At 71.3% G+C, this 19138-nt stretch carries 18 protein-coding genes; 10 read left to right on the top strand and 8 right to left on the bottom strand.

Annotated elements, in window-relative coordinates:
* Window positions 1-40 precede the first annotated feature (40 nt).
* On the top strand, window positions 41-721 hold the full coding sequence (locus tag ACQPWZ_RS03690) for an HAD family hydrolase (protein ID WP_433570613.1): 681 nt from the start codon (window positions 41-43) through the stop codon (window positions 719-721).
* Between the two features lie 144 nt (window positions 722-865).
* Here the strand turns inward: ACQPWZ_RS03690 and ACQPWZ_RS03685 are convergent, their stop codons facing one another.
* Window positions 866-1903, bottom strand: coding sequence for an NAD-dependent epimerase/dehydratase family protein (locus ACQPWZ_RS03685; RefSeq protein WP_433570612.1), 1038 nt, complete (start codon window positions 1901-1903; stop codon window positions 866-868).
* A 172-nt stretch (window positions 1904-2075) separates the two neighbouring features.
* On the opposite strand from ACQPWZ_RS03685, the gene ACQPWZ_RS03680 reads away from it, so the two are divergent.
* From ACQPWZ_RS03680 to ACQPWZ_RS03660, 5 genes are all read left to right on the top strand, one after another.
* Window positions 2076-2315: a CDGSH iron-sulfur domain-containing protein gene (locus ACQPWZ_RS03680; protein WP_313947934.1), complete on the top strand. Its 240-nt coding sequence runs from the start codon at window positions 2076-2078 to the stop codon at window positions 2313-2315.
* A 24-nt stretch (window positions 2316-2339) separates the two neighbouring features.
* Entirely contained in the window at window positions 2340-3566 is a 1227-nt protein-coding gene (locus ACQPWZ_RS03675; RefSeq protein WP_340471676.1) for an FUSC family protein, read from the top strand.
* A 129-nt stretch (window positions 3567-3695) separates the two neighbouring features.
* A complete protein-coding gene (locus ACQPWZ_RS03670) occupies window positions 3696-5231 on the top strand; it encodes an MFS transporter (protein WP_433570611.1) in 1536 nt (511 codons plus the stop codon).
* Window positions 5232-5444: 213 nt separating this feature from the next.
* The gene (locus ACQPWZ_RS03665; protein ID WP_433570610.1) at window positions 5445-5840 is read left to right on the top strand and encodes an STAS domain-containing protein; all 396 of its coding nucleotides are present in this window, start codon (window positions 5445-5447) and stop codon (window positions 5838-5840) included.
* Between the two features lie 11 nt (window positions 5841-5851).
* Window positions 5852-6295 carry an ATP-binding protein gene (locus ACQPWZ_RS03660; protein ID WP_327685602.1) on the top strand — a complete coding sequence of 148 codons (444 nt, stop codon included), beginning with the start codon at window positions 5852-5854 and terminating at the stop codon, window positions 6293-6295.
* Here ACQPWZ_RS03660 and ACQPWZ_RS03655 read toward each other — a convergent pair.
* A complete protein-coding gene (locus tag ACQPWZ_RS03655) occupies window positions 6255-7133 on the bottom strand; it encodes a SigB/SigF/SigG family RNA polymerase sigma factor (protein ID WP_433570609.1) in 879 nt (292 codons plus the stop codon). The genes ACQPWZ_RS03660 and ACQPWZ_RS03655 overlap by 41 nt on opposite strands.
* Window positions 7134-7450: 317 nt before the next feature.
* On the opposite strand from ACQPWZ_RS03655, the gene ACQPWZ_RS03650 reads away from it, so the two are divergent.
* Window positions 7451-10414: a HAMP domain-containing protein gene (locus ACQPWZ_RS03650; RefSeq protein ID WP_433570608.1), complete on the top strand. Its 2964-nt coding sequence runs from the start codon at window positions 7451-7453 to the stop codon at window positions 10412-10414.
* Between the two features lie 61 nt (window positions 10415-10475).
* Here ACQPWZ_RS03650 and ACQPWZ_RS03645 read toward each other — a convergent pair whose 3' ends face one another.
* From ACQPWZ_RS03645 to ACQPWZ_RS03630, 4 genes are all read right to left on the bottom strand, one after another.
* Window positions 10476-12776 carry a PP2C family protein-serine/threonine phosphatase gene (locus tag ACQPWZ_RS03645; RefSeq protein ID WP_433570607.1) on the bottom strand — a complete coding sequence of 767 codons (2301 nt, stop codon included), beginning with the start codon at window positions 12774-12776 and terminating at the stop codon, window positions 10476-10478.
* Window positions 12777-12899: 123 nt separating this feature from the next.
* On the bottom strand, window positions 12900-13277 hold the full coding sequence (locus tag ACQPWZ_RS03640; RefSeq protein ID WP_433570606.1) for an ANTAR domain-containing protein: 378 nt from the start codon (window positions 13275-13277) through the stop codon (window positions 12900-12902).
* 200 nt (window positions 13278-13477) lie between these two features.
* On the bottom strand, window positions 13478-14305 hold the full coding sequence (locus ACQPWZ_RS03635; protein ID WP_340471668.1) for a VOC family protein: 828 nt from the start codon (window positions 14303-14305) through the stop codon (window positions 13478-13480).
* Between the two features lie 181 nt (window positions 14306-14486).
* Complete coding sequence (locus ACQPWZ_RS03630) at window positions 14487-15608, bottom strand: Vms1/Ankzf1 family peptidyl-tRNA hydrolase (protein WP_433570605.1); 1122 nt, start codon at window positions 15606-15608, stop codon at window positions 14487-14489.
* Between the two features lie 97 nt (window positions 15609-15705).
* Here ACQPWZ_RS03630 and ACQPWZ_RS03625 point away from each other — a divergent pair, with 97 nt between their 5' ends.
* Complete coding sequence (locus ACQPWZ_RS03625; protein WP_313947945.1) at window positions 15706-15969, top strand: DUF6158 family protein; 264 nt, start codon at window positions 15706-15708, stop codon at window positions 15967-15969.
* Between the two features lie 163 nt (window positions 15970-16132).
* On the opposite strand, the gene ACQPWZ_RS03620 is transcribed toward ACQPWZ_RS03625, so the two are convergent.
* Entirely contained in the window at window positions 16133-16678 is a 546-nt protein-coding gene (locus tag ACQPWZ_RS03620) for a type 1 glutamine amidotransferase domain-containing protein (protein WP_433570604.1), read from the bottom strand.
* Between the two features lie 37 nt (window positions 16679-16715).
* Complete coding sequence (locus ACQPWZ_RS03615) at window positions 16716-17135, bottom strand: CBS domain-containing protein (RefSeq protein ID WP_433570603.1); 420 nt, start codon at window positions 17133-17135, stop codon at window positions 16716-16718.
* 366 nt (window positions 17136-17501) lie between these two features.
* On the opposite strand from ACQPWZ_RS03615, the gene ACQPWZ_RS03610 reads away from it, so the two are divergent.
* On the top strand, window positions 17502-17723 hold the full coding sequence (locus ACQPWZ_RS03610) for a DUF6458 family protein (protein WP_356702873.1): 222 nt from the start codon (window positions 17502-17504) through the stop codon (window positions 17721-17723).
* An 89-nt stretch (window positions 17724-17812) separates the two neighbouring features.
* Window positions 17813-19138, top strand: a complete 1326-nt coding sequence (locus ACQPWZ_RS03605) for an NAD(P)/FAD-dependent oxidoreductase (RefSeq protein ID WP_433570602.1) — start codon at window positions 17813-17815, stop codon at window positions 19136-19138.

Here is a 19138-nt window from a genome sequence, read left to right as displayed (position 1 = left end):
CCTGCCGAGCAGCACCCCCGAGCGGAAGAAGGAGCAGACCATGGATCGCGCGGCGGTCTTCGACGTGGACGGCACCCTTGCCGACACCAACCACCTCCATGTGACGGCCTGGTGGGAGGCGTTCAGACAGTCCGGCCACCGGGTGGAGATGTGGGACATCCATCAAGCTCTGGGGCTGCCGAGCCGTCAACTGGTCGCCCGGCTGCTCGGGGACGACCGGGACACCGACGGGGACGACGCCGTCATCACCGCGCACAAGGTGCTCTACGCGACCTTCTTCGACCGCATCGCGCCGCTGGAAAGAGCGCCCGACCTGCTGCGGGAGCTCGCCGAGTCCGGGTGGAAGGTGGTGCTCGCCACCTCGGCGGCGGGGGACGAACTCGCGGCGCTGCGGCACGCGATCGACGCCGACGACGCCATCACCGCGACGACGAGCGCGGATGACGTCCAGCAGGGCAAGCCCGCCCCCGAACCGGTGGAACGCGCCCTGGAGCTCGCGGGGGTGTCCGCGGACCGTGCCGTGTTCATCGGCGACTCCGTGTGGGACATGAAGGCGGCCACAGCCGCGAACGTCGTCGGGGTGGGGCTGCTCAGCGGTGGCATCTCACGGGCGGATCTGGAGACGGCCGGCGCGAGGGCCGTCTACCGGAACCCCGCGGACCTGCTGGAACAGCTGGGCAGCAGCCCCATCGCGAACATCGAGCGGCGCCGGAGCAGCTGAGCGGGCCCTCGGCCCGGTGACCTGATGCCGCAGGCTCGCGACCTCTCCCTCGGCTGATCGCGGTGTCCTGGTGTCAGTACCCGCCTCGGCTGATCCCGGGCTTGAAGAGGGCGAAGAGGGCTGGGTCTCCTTGCCGCCTGCGCCTCAGGCCGCCTTGTGCCCCTGAAGCGGTTCGGTCGCCTCGCCGGAACCCTTCCGCACGCCGCGCAGGAACTCCTCGATCGCCTCGGTCGCGGACCACTCCGGCCGCCACCTCAGCTCTTCCCGCGCGCGGGTCGTGTCCAGCAGCGGCAGACGCAGCACCGCGTCGAACAGATGCGGTGACGCCGGCACGGCATGCAGCCCCCAGGCCGCCGCCAGTGCCGCGCGTACCGCCCGGCGGGGCAGCCGTACGATCCGGGCGTCCAGCAGTTCGGCCAGCACCTTCGCATCGACGGGCGGATCGGCGGCGAGATTGAACGCCCCGCGCACGTCGTTCAGCAGTGCCAGCCGGCAGGCCTCGGCGGCGTCGTCGGTGTGCATCACCTGGAATCGCAGTCCCTCCAGGTCCGGAACGAACGGCAGCAGGTCGGGCCGGATCAGCGGCCCCGGCAGATGGCGGCCGCCGAAGATGCGGCGCTGTTCGCTCGCCGCTGTCTCCTTGAAGAGGAACCCGGGCCGCATCCTGACGACCCGGATCTGCGGATGCTGCCGCTCATAGGTGTCCAGCACCCGCTCGAGGTAGGCCTTCTCCCGGCAGTACGCGGCGTCCGGCCACCCGTGCGTGGGCCAGGACTCGTCGACTCCCGGGGCGGTCTTCGGGCCGGGGGAGTATGCCCCCACCGATGAGGCGTGGACCAGGGCGGGCACGCCCGCGGCCACGACGGCGTCGAACACGGCGAGCGAGCCGAGGACGTTGCTCTGCCAGGTGACCACGGGGTCGTGTGTCGGCTGGAAGCGCCAGGCGAGATGGACGACCGCGTCGGCGTCGGCGAAATGGCGGCGCAGCGCGCCCGGTGCCGACGTCTCGGACAGGTCGACGGACGCCCAGGTGGTCCGGGGAGCGGTCATGTCGGGGATCCGGCGCGCCAGCCCGAGGACGGAGGCGATCCGTGGATCGGTGCCGAGGGCCCTCACCACACTGGTGCCGACGTTCCCGGTGGCTCCGGTGACCACCACCCGCAGTCCTGTTTCCGCGCTCATCAGGCACTCCGTACTGTTGGGGCGGTATCGGGGAGACAGGTGCTCCGCGCGCTCCGAGTCCCCCGCGCGCAGCCGGTGAAACGGGGCCATCCGGAGGATCGGCCGCTTGTAGGTTCATCCGAAAACCCGCCGCTCACCGTGACGGCGCCATCTCAACGGGCACCTCAGTCACATGAGGAACGCGAACGAGCCGCACCCGACGGACCGGCGGGACGACGAGGCGGCCGAGCGGCCGCGCCGTGTGACCGTGACCGAGAACGGCCCGGTGCTCGTCGAAGGTCCGGTCGAGGTCGTCCTCGACGACGGCACCACGGTGACGTCCGACCGGTTCACCGTCGCGCTGTGCACCTGTCGGCGCAGTCGGACCTACCCCTGGTGCGACACCAGCCACCGACGTCGCACCAAGCGGTGAGCGCGCCCGGTCCACGTGCCTGACATGCGCGAATCCGCACGAACGCCGGTCGTCGAACTCTTCCACCGGTACCGCGAGCCTGTCGTCGTCCAGACCGTCCGGTCGACCGCCGCCGCTACCATCGCCTACGTCGTCGCCCTCCAGCTGAGCAGCGAACCGGCCCCGCTCACCGCACCGCTGACGGCCCTTCTCGTCGTCCAGGTGACCCTGTACTCCACGCTGACCACCGGCGTCCGACGGGTGAACGCGGTCGTCGCGGGGGTGCTCCTCGCCATCGGCTTCAGCGTGCTCGTCGGCCTCAGCTGGTGGAGCCTGGGGCTGATCATCCTGGCGTCCCTGGTCGTCGGCCGGGTGGTCCGGGTGAGTGAATTCGTTCCCGAGGTGGCGATCAGCGCCATGCTCGTCCTCGGCGTGACCCAGGTGGCCGACACCGCCTGGGACCGCATCCTGGAAACGGTCATCGGCGCCGCCGTCGGGCTGGCCTTCAACGTGCTGTTCGTGCCACCGGTGTGGGTGGGCACGGCGGGGGAGTCCATCTCGGATCTGGCCCGGCGGATGCGGCAGCTGCTGCTGCGCCTCGGTGAGGAGCTGACCACCCCCACTCCCGTCGCGGCCGCCGCGGCCCGGCTCCACGAGGCGCGCCGGCTCGACCACGACATCGCCGACGTCGACGCCGCCCTGCGCCAGGCCGAGGACAGTCTCAGGCTCAACCCCCGGGTCAAGGAGGGCCTGCTGCACCGCGTCGTGCTGCGGACCGGACTCGACACCCTGGAGATCTGCGCCGTCGTCCTGCGCGTCCTCGCCAGGACCATGACCGACCTCGCCAAGGCACGGGACGAGGAGGACCTCTTTCCCCCCGAGGTGGGCCGCGAGCTGGAGGACCTGCTGGGGCATGCCGCCGACGCGCTCGTCAGCTTCGCCGTCCTCGTCACCACACAGACGAGCGAGGCCGCCGAAGCGGCGGAGAGCCGGCTGGCCGGTGACCTGGCGGCGGCCGCCACCCGTCGCGAACGCGCGGCTCAACTGCTCCTCCAGGGCGTGCAACGCCACCCGCGCCACTGGCAGCTCCACGGCGCACTCCTCACCGAGATCGACCGCATCCTCGATGAACTGGCCCCGGAACACCGCTCCCAGCGTCTGATGGAGGAGCTCGACCGCAGCGCACGTGAGCAGCGCGAGAAGTACCCGAGGATCGCCGCGGCCCGCGAGTGGGTCAAGGAACGGCGGCGCGAGCGCGCGGCGGCCCGCTGATCCGTGAGGGCCCGGTGAGGGCCCGGCCCACGGCCCGTGTGCGGCCCCGTTTACCGGGTTTGGCCCTCGGGTACCCGCATGCGGCGCCATGGGCGGTGACGGAAGGCCGCCCCCGAGGAGGCACTGCCCATGAGCTCTGGCGGAGAAGCGACCACCGGGACCATCACCACCAAGGTCCCCGCGAGACTGGACCGGCTGCCCTGGTCGCGCTGGCACTGGATGATCGTGATCGGCCTCGGCACCGTGTGGATCCTCGACGGTCTGGAAGTGACCGTCGTCGGCAATATCGCGAGCCGGCTCTCCGAGGACGGCAGCGGACTGCCCATCAGCGACGCCCAGGTCACCGGTATGGCCGCGGCCCTCTACGTGGCGGGCGCCTGTTCGGGCGCCCTCTTCTTCGGCTGGCTGACCGATCGCTACGGCCGCAAGAAGCTGTTCCTGATCACCCTGGCCGTCTACCTCGCGGCGACCGCGCTGACCGCCGTCTCGTTCTCCGTCTGGTGGTTCTTCCTCTTCCGCTTCCTGACCGGCTTCGGCATCGGCGGTGAGTACGCGGCCATCAACTCGGCCATCGACGAGCTGATCCCCAGCAAGTACCGCGGGCGCGTCGACCTGATCATCAACGGCAGTTACTGGCTCGGCGCCATGGGTGGCGCGCTGCTGTCGGTCCTCGCCCTGAACACCGACATCTTCCCCAAGGACCTCGGCTGGCGGCTGACGTTCGCCCTCGGGGTCGTCCTCGGCCTCGTCATCCTGCTCGTACGCCGCCATGTGCCGGAGAGCCCGCGCTGGATGTTCATCCACGGGCAGTCGAAGGATGCGGAGAAACTCGTCGACCAGGTCGAGCGCGAGATCGAGGAGGAGACCGGCCGGCCGCTGCCGGAGCCGGCGACCGAGATCACCATCGAACAGCGGCGCAGCGTCGGGTTCGTCGAGATCGGCAGAAGCGTTTTCCGCGACTATCCCCGGCGGGCGACCCTCGGCTTCGCGCTCTTCATCGGCCAGGCGTTCCTCTACAACGCGATCACCTTCGGTTTCGGCTCGATCCTGGTGAAGTTCTTCGACGTCTCCAGCAGCACGACCGGCTACTTCTTCGCCGTCATCGCCTTCGGCAACTTCCTCGGCCCGCTGCTGCTGGGCCGGCTGTTCGACACCTGGGGCCGGCGCCCGATGATCGCGGGCACGTACATCCTCTCCGGTGTCCTGCTGTTCGTCACGGCCTGGCTGTTCGGGGCCGGCTGGCTCAACGCGACGACGATGACCCTGTGCTGGTGCGTCGTGCTCTTCTTCGCGTCGGCCGGCGCCAGCTCGGCGTACCTCACGGTGAGTGAGATCTTCCCGATGGAGACCCGGGCCATGTCGATCGCGTTCTTCTACGCCATCGGCACGGCGGCCGGCGGTATCTCCGGCCCGCTGATCTTCGCCGAACTGACGGAGAGCGGAGTCGTCGCCGACGCTGTGCTCGCCTTCTGCATCGGAGCCGCGCTGATGGTGCTGGCGGGCCTGGTGGCCGTGTTCTTCGCCGTGGCCGCCGAACAGAAGTCCCTGGAGGACATCGCCACCCCGCTGTCCGCGGTGAAGGCCAAGGGCGGCGAGCTGCGGGGCAAGGCCGGCGACCTGCGGCCGAAGGAGCCCGGTGGACCTCCGAGTGCGCCGGCCGTGTGACCGCGCGTCAGGAGGCGGGTCCGGCGTGCGCTCCCGGGCCCGTACGCGGTCGGCGCGTTTTGAGGCAGCCGTGCCGGGCACTGTTGCGTACATCCGGGGAAGCACCGGGAGCGCTGTCCCACCGGTGACGGCGGGTGCGTTCTGCCGGTCTCGACGCGGCGCGCACGGTGCGGGTGCGCGGCCGGATTCGCGGCAGAAAGGCGGGAGAGCCCCATGGTCTCGGGAGTATCCGGGCAGCCACCGGGGGAGGGCGCGGCGGACGGACGCTTCGGCGTCGAGGTGCGCCCCGGCGGGACGACCGTGGTCGTGCTGCTCACGGGCGAACTCGACCACGACACCGCCGAGCCCCTGCGGGAGGCCCTTCAGCAGTGTCTGGAAACCGCTCCTGAGCGCGTCGTGGTGGACTGCGGGGATCTCCAGTTCTGCGACTCGACCGGCCTGAACGTCCTGCTCCGGGCGCGTCTGACGGCGCGCGAAGCGGGGAGCCGCTTGGAGCTCGCCGCACTCCGCCCCCCGGTGGCACGCATGTTCGACATCACCGGCGCCCATGCGGTGTTCCGGGTGTACGCCGGCCTGGACGAGGCTCTGGCGGACGACCGGCCGACCTAGCGGAGGATCTTATGGGTGCAAGCCTCCGTGGACAGGGGCAGACACGTCGTCTCGCGCTGTTCGGGACGAAGGGCGTGGTGAGCCGATGCCGCGACTTCACCGCCGAAGCCCTCGACGACTGGGGATGGACGCCCGCGGTGGGGGAGCGGGGAGCAGTGGTCGAGGATGTGCTGCTGCTCGTCTCCGAAATGGCCACCAATGCCTGTCTGCACGCCGGCGGGCCGACCGAGCTGGTGCTGCGCCACGGCCCCGACGGTCTGCGGATCGAGGTCGCCGACGCCAGCGCGCAGCCGCCGCATCCGCGGCCCAGGGAGGTGTCCCTGCCGGGTGGTCACGGGCTGATCGTGCTGGAGCGCCTGTCGCAGAGCTGGGGCTGGGCCCCGACGGACGGCGGAAAGATCGTCTGGGTCCAGGTCACGTCGCCGGACCGGCAGGCGGGGCCGCCGGATCGGTAGGGCCGTCGGCGGGAGGCTCGTCGCTCAGCAGCCCGGCGCGCAGCGCGGCGAGGATGCGGGCCAGCAGACGCGACACATGCATCTGCGAGAGGCCGAGCCGGTCGCCGATCTCCGACTGCGTCAGCTCGTCGCCGAAGCGCAGGGACAGCACGAGCCGGTCCCGCTCGTCCAGCGCGGCGATGAGCGGTTTCAGGGATTCCAGGGAGTCCACGATGTCGTAGGACCTGTCCTCGCAGCCGAGGCTGCGGGTGAGCGTTCCCACCGTGCCGTCGTCCTCGTTCGCCGGGACGTCCAGGGAGCGTGCGACATAGCCGTTCGACGCCCGCTCGCCCTCGACGATCTCCTCCTCGGTGACGTCGAGCCGCTCGGCGAGCTCGGCGGTCGTCGGGCGGCGCCCCAGGTCCTGTTCCATCACATCGACGGCCTTGGCCAGGTCGATCCGCAGCTCCTGGAGCCGGCGCGGCACTCTGACGGCCCAGCTGGTGTCCCGGAAGAAGCGCTTCATCTCGCCCACGATGGTCGGCAGGGCGAAGCACGCGAATTCCACGCCGCGGCCGGTGTCGAACCGGTTGATCGCCTTGATCAGCCCGATCGTGCCCACCTGGATGATGTCCTCCATGGGCTCCGCCCGGTTGCGGAACCGGGTCGCGGCGAACTTCACCAGGCTGAGATTGAGCTCCACGAGGGTGTTCCGGGCGTAGGCGTACTCCGCTGTTCCCTCGTCCAGCGTTGACATGCGCTCGAACAGTGCCGCCGAGAGTTCCTTGGCGTCCGTCGTGCTGAGGGAACCGGGCTCGGGGAGGTCCACGGTCGCCGGTACGGCGAGGGTGCTGGACATGCGGCTCCTTCGACGGGGCGGAGGCCGGCGCTGTCGGATACAGCGGGACCGTCGTCTGAGCTACCTGCTGAGAAACTCCTATTTTAGACGCTTCGCCATGTTTCGGTCGTGGTTCGTGCCTGAGCGGGCGCCCCACGGGACGGCACGGGCCGAGGCGCCGCCCGGAGGGGAACATCTGTACGCAGTTCCGGGTGTCGCGGGGATGGCGGCGTGCCACAGTGGAGTCGAAAACCGCCGTTCACCGCGGTCAACCCCAGGACAGTCCTCTCACGGCCGGGCCGGTGCGGCGCCGTGAATGACGACAGGCGAGGTCGACGATGGATGTGCCGGACCGGACGCCCGATCCGCGCCGGACACCCCCCGCTGCCCAGCTCAGCGAGGAGGGGCTGCGCAAGCTGCTTGCCGGGCTCACGGCCGTACGCGACGGCGATCTCTCCGCCCGGCTGCCCGACGACGCCGAGGGTCTCCTGGGCGAGATCGCGATCGTCTACAACGGCATGGTGGAGCAGCTCTCGCTGGTCACCTCCGAGGTCACCCGCGTCGCCAACGAGGTCGGGGGCCAGGGGCTGCTCGGCGGCCACGCGCGCGAGCCCCGCGTCAGCGGTGTCTGGAAGGAGCTGACGACCGGCGTCAACACCATGGCGGACAACCTCACCTCGCAGGTCCGCAACATCTCGCAGGTCGCCACCGCGGTCGCGCGCGGTGACCTCACCCAGAAGATCAGGGTCGACGCCCGCGGGGAGATCCTGGAACTCAAGGAGACCATCAACACGATGGTGGACCGGCTGTCCTCGTTCGCCGAGGAGGTCACCCGGGTCGCCCGCGAGGTGGGGACCGAGGGAAACCTGGGCGGTCAGGCGACCGTCCGCGGTGTGTCCGGGACCTGGAAGGACCTCACCGACAACGTCAACTCCATGGCGAACAACCTCACCAACCAGGTCCGCAACATCGCCCAGGTGACGACGGCGGTGGCACGCGGTGACCTGACCCGCAAGATCGACGTCGACGCCCGCGGGGAGATCCTGGAGCTCAAGACCACCATCAACACCATGGTCGAGCAGCTCTCCTCGTTCGCGGCCGAGGTCACCCGGGTGGCCCGCGAGGTCGGCCGGGAGGGCCGTCTCGGCGGCCAGGCCGAGGTCGAGGGTGTCTCCGGCACCTGGAAGCGTCTCACCGAGAACGTGAACGAGCTGGCCGGGAACCTCACCCGGCAGGTCCGTGCCATCGCCGAAGTGACCAGCGCAGTCGCCGAGGGCGACCTCACGCGGTCCATCACCGTCGTGGCGCCCGGCGAGGTCGGAGACCTCAAGGACAACATCAACGCCATGGTCGAGTCGTTGCGGCAGACCATCCGGGCCAACGAGGAACAGGACTGGCTGAAGACGAACCTGGCCCGCGTCTCCGGCCTGATGCAGGGCACCCGCAGCCTGCCCGCCATCGCCGAACTCATCATGGACGACGTACCGCCGCTGGTCTCCGCACAGTACGGCGGCTTCTTCCTCACCCACGAGAGCGACCGCGGTCCGGAACTTGTCATGACCGCCGCCTACGGCTCACCCGACGACCCCTCGTCCGGCCCGCGCCGCTTTCTGTTCGGGCAGTCCCTCGTCGGACAGGCCGCCCGCAGCCGGCGCACCATCGCCGTCGACGACGTTCCGTCCGGATACTCCACCATCGCGTCCGGCTCCGGCAGCATGGAGCCGAGCAGCCTCCTCGTCCTCCCCATCGTGGTCGAGGACCAGGTGCTGGGAGTCATCGAACTGGCGGCCCTGCGCCCTTTCACCCGCATCCACCGCGACTTCCTCGACCAGTTCATCGAGACCGTCGGGGTCAACGTCAGCTCGCTGATCGCCAACCTGCGCACCGACGAGCTGCTGGAGCAGTCCCAGCGGCTCACCGCCGAACTGAGTACCCGGTCCGCGGAGTTGCAGTCACGGCAGGAGGAACTCCAGCGCTCCAACGCGGCGTTCCGCGAGAAGGCGGCGCTGCTCGCCGACCGCAACCGTGACATCGAGCGCAAGAACCTGGAGATCGAGCAGGCCCGGCAGGAACTGGAGGACCGCGCGCAGCAGCTGTCGCGGACCTCGATGTACAAGTCCGAGTTCCTCGCCAATATGAGTCATGAGCTGCGGACACCGCTCAACAGCCTGCTGATCCTGGCCCAGTTGCTCGCCCAGAACCTGGAGGGCAACCTCACGGAGAAGCAGGTCGACTACGCCGAGGTCATCCACTCGGCCGGCTCCGACCTGCTCCAGCTGATCAACGACATCCTGGATCTCTCCAAGGTCGAGGCAGGAAAGATGGACGTCCACCCGGAGGCGTTCGAGCTGGCGCAGCTCCTCGACTACGTCGAGGCGACCTTCCGGCCGGTGGCCGGCGAGCGCGAGCTGGAGTTCCGGGTGACGGCCGCCGCGGACATACCGGCCCAGCTGACCACCGACGAGTCCCGGCTCCGCCAGGTGCTGCGCAATCTGCTGTCGAACGCGCTGAAGTTCACCGAGCGGGGCCGGGTCGAGCTGCGCATCGAGAACGCCGACGCCGACGAACTGCCGCTCGCCCTGCGCGACAGCGGGGCGACCCTGGCCTTCCGGGTCACCGATACCGGCATCGGTATCCCCGCGGACCGGCTGCAGACCGTCTTCGGCGCCTTCCAGCAGGGGGACGGCACCACGTCACGGCGGTACGGCGGCACCGGTCTAGGGCTCTCCATCAGCCGCGAGGTCGCCCAGCTCCTCGGCGGCACCATCACCGCCGAGAGCACCCTGGGAGAGGGCAGCCGCTTCACCCTCTATCTGCCGGTCCACGCCCTGGCCGCACCGCGGGTGCCCGTCACTGCGGAACGGGCACAAGCGCACGCCCGGGCCCTCCCGCGGACGGGCCGTCAGGCTTCGGGAGCCACGGTCCTGGTCGTCGACGACGACACCCGCAATGTCTTCGCCCTCACCGAAGTCCTGGAGCACGAGGGAATGCTGGTGCTCCAGGCGGCCGGCGGCGAGGAGGGGATCGAGGTACTGCAAGCCCATGAGGACGTCGATCTGATCGTGATGGACGTGATGATGGCCGGCATGGACGGCGTCGCCACCATGGGCGCCATCCGGCGGATCCCCCGGTTCGCCGAGGTGCCGATCATCGCGGTCACGGCCAAGGTCATGCCCGGTGACCGGGCCGAGGTGCTGGCCGCGGGAGCCAACGACTATGTGGCCAAGCCGGTGGACACGGACCATCTGATGACGAAGATCCGCAGCTGGCTGGCCCGGGACGGCCACGGCTCCGCGGAGTGAGCACCTTCGGCGGGACCGTCGGACGCATGTGCCGCTCCCGGCAGGATCCGAGCGACGCTCCTCAGCGGACCCGTACCGCGATCAGGCTCGTGTCGTCGTCGGTGTCGCCGGTCGCGGCGCCCAGCAGCCGGTCGACCTGGTCGTCGATCTCCCGGCCGGCCAGTTCCTCCGCCGTGCGCAGCAGCGCCTGGAGGCCTTCGTCGAGGGCGTCGTGCCGGCGCTCGATGAGACCGTCGGTGAACAGCAGCAGGGTGTCGCCCGGCTTCAGTTGGGTCGTGATCTCCTCGTACCGGGCGTCCGGAGTCGCCCCCAGAAGGATGTTCTTCGGCGGGGCCAGCAACCGCGCGTGCCCCTCGCGGAGCAGCAGCAGCGGCAGATGGCCGGCGCTCGCCCAGCGCAGGGTGCGGTCCGCCGGGTCGTAGAGCGCGCACACGGCGGTCGCGGTCGGGCGTCCCTGGGTATGGATCGTCACCTCGTTCAGCCAGGACATCAGACGTCCGGGCGTGTGACCGGTGAAGGCCAGACCGCGCAGCGCGTTGCGCAGGGCGACCATGCCGGTGGCGGAGTCGATGCCGTGCCCGGCGATGTCCCCCACGGCCACGAGGACCTTCCCGTCCGGCAGCGGCAGTACGTCGTACCAGTCGCCTCCGACGCGGTACTCCTGCACCGCGGGCCGGTAGCGGGCGGTGGCCTGGAGACCGGGCAGCACCTCCAGGGCGGGCATCTCCGGAACGATCGCCTGTTGCAGCTGGAGCGCGAGGCGATGACGCAGCGCCGCCTGCGCCTGGACGGCGGTCAGTTGGTCGAAGGTCGCCGACAGGGCCACCTCGGTGTGGAACTCGGCGGAGACGTCCTGGTAGATGCCGGAGATCCCGATGAGAGTCCTCTGGTCGAGCAGCGGTTCGGCGGTGATGCGCACATGCCGCTGCCGGCCGTCGTCCCGGACCACACGGATCACCGTGGCGGCGCCTCTGCGCCGCTGGGTGAGGTTCCGCAGCAGCTCGGTCAGGTCCTCGTCGTCCTCCGGATGGACCCGCTGGTACAGCTCCGTGAGCGGGATCGGCGGAGCGTCCCGGGGGGTGCCGAAGATGCCGTATGCCTGCTCGCCCCATGTGGACGTGCCGGTCAGCAGGTTGTCCTCGAACGGTGCGACGCCCTGGAGCCTGGCAACGGCACGCGTGGCCGCCGTGCCCCGGTCGGTGCTGGTGTGCCACAGGACGACGGTCCGCTCGGCCCCGGCGGGCAGCACCCGCACATCGAGCAGCGGAGCAGCCGCGTCGGCGTGGTCCACCGCGGGCAGCCTGGACACCCGCTGGAGCGACGAGGTGGAGTGCGCGAGCTCGGCCAGCCCGGCGAGCGGTGCGTGCAGCAGGGGAAGGGCCCTGCTCAGGAGCTGACCGGCGGTCTGTCCCGCGATGCCGAGGGCTTCCACGGCCGCCTGGTTGAGGTGCTCGACGGCAAGGGCACCCGTCTCCGGGTCGCGCATCAGCGTGAGCGCGGGGTGGGCCATCGCGTCGAGCAGCTCGTCCAGCGCCGGCAGCGGTGCGGGCTCCCACACGGGAGCCGTCAGGACCCGCGCGGCCACGTCCATCAGATCGGTGACCGCGCGGCGCACCGGCCCGTCGAGGTCGGCGCGGTCGGGCCAGACCGCAAGGGCCACCCCGACGGTCGTGCCGCGCAGCCGCAGGGGCAGCACCGCACGGGCCGCCTGCGGTGCCGGGCCCGGCAGCACGTCGTCGGGTGGCGGCCCCGCCGCGAGCCAGACCGGCGAGTCCTCCAGCAGAGCCGGCCGGAACGACGCGGGAAGCGACGGCGGGATCCACCGCCACTGCGACGCCTCGGTGGCCCCGACGCCGGCATGCCCGGCGAGCTGGAGACATCCTGAGCCGGTCCGCCGCCACAGCCACAGACTCTGCACGCCCAGATGCCTGAGCCCGCCGTCGAGGAGGGCGGCTGCGGCCTCCTCGACCGTATGGTGCGCCTCCGCGTCCGTCATCGCACGACGCATCCGGCGCGCCTCGTCGCCGCGCGGTCCCCGGTCGGCGTACGCGGCGGACGACGGGTTCGCCGTGGCCGGCGGGGGCGTGACCGCGACCGTACCGGCGACGCCGTTGACGACGTCGGCGGCGAAGTCCTCCGTGCTCAGGCCGGTTTCGGCGGCCATCCGGGCCAGCTGCTCGGCGGCCTCGGAGGGGGAGGTGGCCAGCCGGGTCACCAGCACTCCGGTCGCCAGGTCCAGCAGATGCCGTCGCACGAGCTCGGCCCGCAGATCCGCGTTCCGCGCGGACAGCTCGGCCACGGCCGCGGCCAGATCGTCCCGCTCCCGGCCTGCGCCGGAAGGATCCTGTGCGGACGTGCTCACGGACTCTCCCATCCCGGGCAGAGAGCTGCGACACCGTGTGATCGCACCCGATCCGGATTCTACGGGGACGGGCCCGGCGCGGCACTGCCTGCGAGGGCCCGACAGGAGGCCGGCCGGGCCGCCCTACCCGGTGCTGCCGTGCAGGGCCGCGATCGCGGCGCGCAGTGCGGTGCGTACGGCCGGGGGCGGCGGCGGCCCGTTGACGCTGTCCACGATGTGCCGTGCCACCTCGCGCAGCTTGACGTTGCTGTGCTGGGAGACGTCCACCAGCAGCTGCCAGGCCTGCTCCGGTGTGCAGGCCGCGGTGGCCATGACGATTCCTCGCGCCATGTCGATGACCGGGTGCGAGGCGAGTGCCTGCCGCAGTCCGTCGACCTCTTTGCGCAGCTCTTCGGACTCGGTCTCCGCACTCACGGCGCGGTACTGCTCCTCGTTCGAGGCAGCCCATGACGCGTCGGCGGCGTTCTCGGTGCCCGCCTGCTCGTCTCTCATCCCCGACATGCCCGCATTCCCTTCCGGCCAGGCCGAGCCGTCCCGCACGGTGGACGGCATCCTCGTTCCGCTCATTCCCCCGGCCGGAGCGGACACGCACACCGCGGGGTCCGTCCACTCCGACGGGTTTCGGTCCGCCGGACCGCGGTACCCCCCTCAGCACGTTCCCTTCGCGCGAGGAAGCGCAGGCGCCGGGCAGGTTGGACCCATCAGCTCCCGGCGCCGCTTCCCGTCTCGGTGCGGCTGGTGAGGGTGAAGAGGGCGCCGTCGGGGTCGCGGACCGCGGCCTCCCTGCCCTCGCGTGTCAGCCGCTCCGCCATCACGGTGCCGCCCTGGTCGCGTACGGCACGTGTCGTGGCGTCGAGGTCGGCGACGGGGAAGTGCACGTCCCAGCGGGGCCTGACGAGCGGGTCGGGTGCCGCCTCCACCGCGCCCGAGTTCAGCCGCGCCAGCACATGACCGTTGCTGAGGAGGACCACTTCGTCGTTCTCGTAGCTGACGTCGCAGCCGCCCGGGCTGTCGCCGGCCCAGTCCAGGACCTCGCCGTAGAAGATCGCGGCGTCGAAGGCGTCGCGGGTGCGCAGCAGCAGCCAGGCGGGCGCGTCCTTGTGGCCGGACTGCCAGTCGGGCAGCAGCGCACCCTCCCAGATGCCGAAGACGGCACCGTCGCGGTCGGCGGCGAGGGCTCCGCGACCGAGGGAGAAGGCGAGCGGGCCGACGGCGACGGTGCCGCTGCGCTCGCGGATGCGTGAGGCCGCCACGTCCGCGTCGGCGACGGCGAAGTACGGCGTCCAGGCGACGGCGACCTGAAGGCGGGGCGCCAGCGCGCCGATGCCGGCGACCGGCGTCCCGTCGGCGAAGGCGACACTGAACTCGTCACCGAGGGCCGCCCGGCGGAACTTCCAGCCGAGGACGGCACCGTAGAAGTCCTGGGAGGCGCGGAGGTCGCGGGCCATGAGGCTGACCCAGCAGGGTGCGCCGAGCATGTCCGCGCTCGACGCCGTGCCGGCGGCATGGGCAAATCTCTTCTTGTCCATCACAACACTCGTGTCCTGAGGTTACGCGGCGTCCTCGATGTGCCCCGGGACGTGCGGCCGCGGGCCAGGGGGCGGGTGCAGCCGGGATCCGGCTCCTCCTCATAGTCCCCTCAGCTCCGCGTCCCCGCGAGTCGCGCACCGGCTGCCGGGCCGGGAGCCCGGCAGCCGGGCAGCGGAGCGCTCAGGCGCGTTCCTCGTCCTGATACGGCCAGCGCAGCAGGGCGCCGAGCCCGCCGACGGGCACGCTGTGGCCGCCCACCGGCGGCACCCGAAGGACCTCCGCGTTCGTCACGACGGCCGAACGGATCAACGCGTCGTCCGCCCGCGCCGACGACGGGTGGACCTCACCCAGGTACTGCGATTCCGTACGCCGGACGGCCAGCTGGTCGGGGCCGTCGCCGACCCACACCTCGCGATTGCCGTCCGGGCCCTCGGGCCGTACGAACAGGGCCGCGATCCGGTGCTCACGCGCGGCCTCGACCAGCGCGGGCACCCCCTCCGCGGTGGCGTCCCGCGCGGACAGATAGCGGTCCAGCTCGTCGTCGGCCCGCTGGTGCAGCCGGTCCGCACGAGCCCGCTCCACGTCCTTGTCGAGCAGCCGGCTGCCGCCGTCCGAGCGGCTGCCGTGTTCCGTCTCGACGACATGGGCGTGCAGCCCCGCGGGGAGCTTGTGGTGCACGGCGCGCCGCTGCCGCAGGTCACCGGCGAGGACGACCAGATCGGCGTCGTGCCGGTCGCAGGCGCCGGCCACCGCGGCCGCGGTCGTGGCGGCGTTCTCGTCCCAGGTGTTCTCGACGCTCTGCTGGAAATGCTGCTCCGACCAGTCGGCGCTCGGGCTGCGGTGCAGCGGCCAGTCCCTGCCCTCGGCCCGTCCGGCGCTGCGGTGGCCGTGGGTGCTGCGGACCTCCAGATCCGCACCCTGGCGGTCGATGTAGGCCACGAGGCAGACCGGTTCCTGTTCGGCGAGGTCCAGCAGGGGTGCCACGCGGGGCACGGCCGACCAGGTGACGTCGTCGTTCCCGGGCGGCCGGGCGGTGAGCACGGGGTCCAGAACGACCTCCCCGCCCGCGGCGAAGACGGCACGACCGGCCTCGCCGGGCAGAGTCTCGGGCGCGATGAGCGCCTCGTACACGGCCTGGCCGGTCGCCTCGTCCGCGCCCTGTGCGCTCAGCTCGCGGCAGGCCGCGCGGGCCTGGAGCTCACGCCGGCCGGGGTGCGCCTCGTCGGCCCGGTCCGTGCCCAGATAGACACTGGCCCAGGGGCCGGGACGCTCATAGAGGGGCGCGAGAAATCCGAGTTGCATGGGCTACCTCCAAGAGGGCCGGATAGTGCGTCGGGGGCGGGTACCCGTCTGCACAGGAGCAACACGGAAACCGCTGTACGGAAGGAGCACGGCTGTCATGACGCAGGCCGAGAAGGAGCCCAGGGGCATCGACGCCGGCAGCCTCGGCGAGCACGAGCTCATCCGGGAGCTGGAGACCATCCACCGCAGCCGGCACGACACGCTGCTGCACGGCTCGCCCGCCGCGCTCTCCGCACACACCACCCGGATGGCGCAGTTGGAGGAGGAGTATCTGCGCCGCCACCCCGAGCGTTCGGTGTCACCGGGCCGGACCCGGGCGGGTGCGCGCGACCGGTCGGAGGCGGGACCCGACGCAGGGTGAGCTCGGGCGGTCATCTGCGGTCAGGGCATGGTCGGGCCGGCCGCGCTTCCCGCTGAACGGGAGCACGGCCGGCCGGTGGTGGCCCGTCCGGCGGCGGGCCGTGGTGTCCTGCACGGCGGCCGCCCAGTGGTGTCCTGCACGGCGGCCGCCCGCCGACGGTTCGTCAGCCTGCCGAGACCTTGGCGAACGCCTCGGTGAACGCGGCGTTGAACGCCTTCAGATCGTCCGGCTTGCGGCTCGTGATCAGGGTGTTCGGACCCGACGTGCAGACCTGCACCTGCTCGTCCACCCAGGTGGCGCCGGCGTTGCGCAGGTCCGTCTGCAGGCTCGGCCAGGACGTCACCGTCCGGCCGCCCACCACATCCGCCTCGATCAGGGTCCAGGGGGCGTGGCAGATGGCCGCCACAGGCTTGCCCGCGTCGAAGAACGCGCGGACGAAGGCGACCGCCTGCTCGTCCATGCGCAGGGCATCCGGATTCGCGACGCCGCCCGGCAGGACGAGTCCACCGAACTCGTCGACGGAGGCCTCGCCCACGACCTGGTCCACGGGGAACGTGTCCGCCTTGTCGAGATGGTTGAAGGCCTGGACGCGGCCGGACCGGGTCGAGACGAGCCTCGGGGTGTCGCCCGCGGCCTCGACGGCCTGCCACGGCTCCGTGAGTTCGACCTGCTCGATGCCTTCGGGCGCCACGAGAAATGCGATCTTCATGAGTGTCGCTCCTTCGATGAGGCGGCCGGGGAGCCGGTCAGGCCTTCCCCTCCGCCATGCTGATGTCCGCGAGTGCTGACTCCGGGTCCTGCGCCACGGCGAGATCGCCGATGCTCACCATCCCCAGGGGGCGGCCGTCCTCGACCACGGGCAGCCGCCGCACCGCATGCGTCCGCATGAGCCGGACGGCGGTCGAGACCTCCGCGTCGGGATCGATGCACACGGGATCCGCCGTGCACACGGACTCCGCGCTGACGGTCACCGGGTCGATCCCGTGCGCGACGGCGCGCACGGCGATGTCGCGATCGGTGACGACGCCGACGATCCGGTCGCCGTGGGCCACCAGGACGTCGCCCACGTTCAGGGTGCGCATCAGACGCGCCGCTTCGACGAGGGAGGCGTCCGGGCGGACAGCGGCCACGCCGGCGGTCATGACGTCCCGCACGAGTTGTGCCATGGCTCCTCGCTTTCTCCGCGGGTCCTGCTGGGGGCCGGCAGGGGACCGGACAGCGTCCGTCGCGCCCCGCAGTACCCGCCGTCGGCCGCTGTATGCCGCCAAGCGGGCGCGGGATCGGAGATCGACGCGATCGTGGACCGGGGGTTTGAGGGCGATCCGCGCGGAGACCCGCTGGACGGGCCGAGCGGCCGTGGGAAAAGGGATGAGGGGTGCTTCGGGTGCGGACGGCGGTCCGCACCCGAAGCCTTCCCGCACCCGTTCCCCGACCTGCCGGCCGACACAGCTCGGCAAGCCTTCCGCAAGCATGACGGGCCCCTCCGGGGGTACTCGCGGAAGACCAACCGTCCGTACAGGAAGGTGAGTCAGATGGGCCTAGGTGGGTGCATCATCCTCATCGCCGTCGGTGCGATCCTCACATTCGCCACCGACTGGGAGATGAAAGGCGCCAACCTCGATGTGATCGGCCTGATTCTGATGGCCGTCGGCATCATCGGGGTCGTCACGTTCAGCAGCATCGCGAGGCGCCGGCGCGTCGTCGTACCGCCGACCGCGCCCGTGGTGTCCGAGGAGCGCCGCCCGTACGAGTGACGGAACACGCGGCCGCCGGGTTTGGCGGGGGGTCTCACGGGCACTCGGGAGGCCGTTGACCAGTCCATACTCCAGCGCCGGAGTCGATCGTGAATCGTTCCCGTGTCGTCGTCGTAGGAGCCGGATTCGCCGGTTTCCAAGCCGCCCGCTCTCTCTCCCGGACCCTTCGGGGCGAGGCCGAGATCGTGCTGCTGAACCCCACCGACTACTTCCTGTATCTGCCGCTGCTGCCACAGGTCGCCGCGGGGATACTGGAACCGCGTCGGGTGACGGTCTCGCTGCCCGACACGCTGCCGGGGGTGCGGCTGGTCCTGGGCGAGGCGGACCGCGTCGATCTCGAGGGGCGTACGGTCCACTACACGGATCCCGAGGACGTCCGCGGCGAGCTGCGCTACGACCGCCTCGTCCTGGCCGTGGGAAGCGTGAACAAGCTGCTGCCCGTGCCCGGCGTAGCCGAGCACGCGCACGGTTTCCGGGGTCTCCCCGAGGCGCTGTACCTGCGCGACCACATCACGCGCCAGATCGAGCTGGCCGGCCCCGGTCCCTTCACCGAGGAGGACGTCGCACGGCGCACCTTCGTGGTCGTCGGCGCCGGATACACGGGCACCGAAGTCGCCGCGCAGGGACAGCTGTTCACCGACGCCCTCGCCCGCAAGCAGAGCGGGCAGGGGGTCGGCGGCCGGCCGCGCTGGATGCTCCTCGACATCGCCGACCGCGTCCTGCCCGAGCTCGACCGCAGGCTCTCCCGCACGGCGGACCGGGTGCTGCGCGAGCGGGGCGTCCAGGTATGCACCAACACCTCGGTCCGCGAGGCGACGCGCGACGGCGTGCAGCTGGACACCGGGGAGTTCGTCCCCACCCGGACACTCATCTGGTGCGTGGGCGTGCGCCCCGATCCGCTGGTGTCCGGCGTCGGACTGCCGGTGGAGCGCGGACGTCTGCTCGTGGAGCGCGATCTGGGAGTTCCGGGCCGTCCCGAGGTCTTCGCCTGCGGTGACGCCGCGGCGGTGCCCGACGTGACCAGGCCCGGCGAGTACACGCCGATGACGGCCCAGCACGCCTCGCGCCAGGGCAAGCTGGCGGGCCACAACGTCGCCGCCTCCCTCGGCCATGGTGAAAAGCGACCGTACGAACACCACGATCTGGGATTCCTCGTCGACCTCGGCGGCGTCAAGGCGGCCGCCAACCCACTGGGCATACCGCTGTCCGGGCCGCTCGCAGGAGCGGTCACCCGCGGCTACCACCTCGCCGCCATGCCGGGCAATCGCGTACGCGTCGCGGCCGACTGGCTGCTCGACGCCGCACTGCCGCGCCAGTCCGTCCAGTTGGGCCTCGTGCGCTCCTGGTCGGTCCCGCTGGACAGTGCCTCACCGGAGCTGGCAAGGGTCCCGGGCGGTTCCTCCAAGGAGCATTGA

This window comes from Streptomyces sp. CA-251247 (genome assembly GCF_050952975.1).
Taxonomy (GTDB): Bacteria; Actinomycetota; Actinomycetes; order Streptomycetales; family Streptomycetaceae; genus Streptomyces; species Streptomyces achmelvichensis.
Note: the sequence above shows the minus strand (reverse complement) of the source record. Positions and strands in the feature narration are given on the sequence as shown.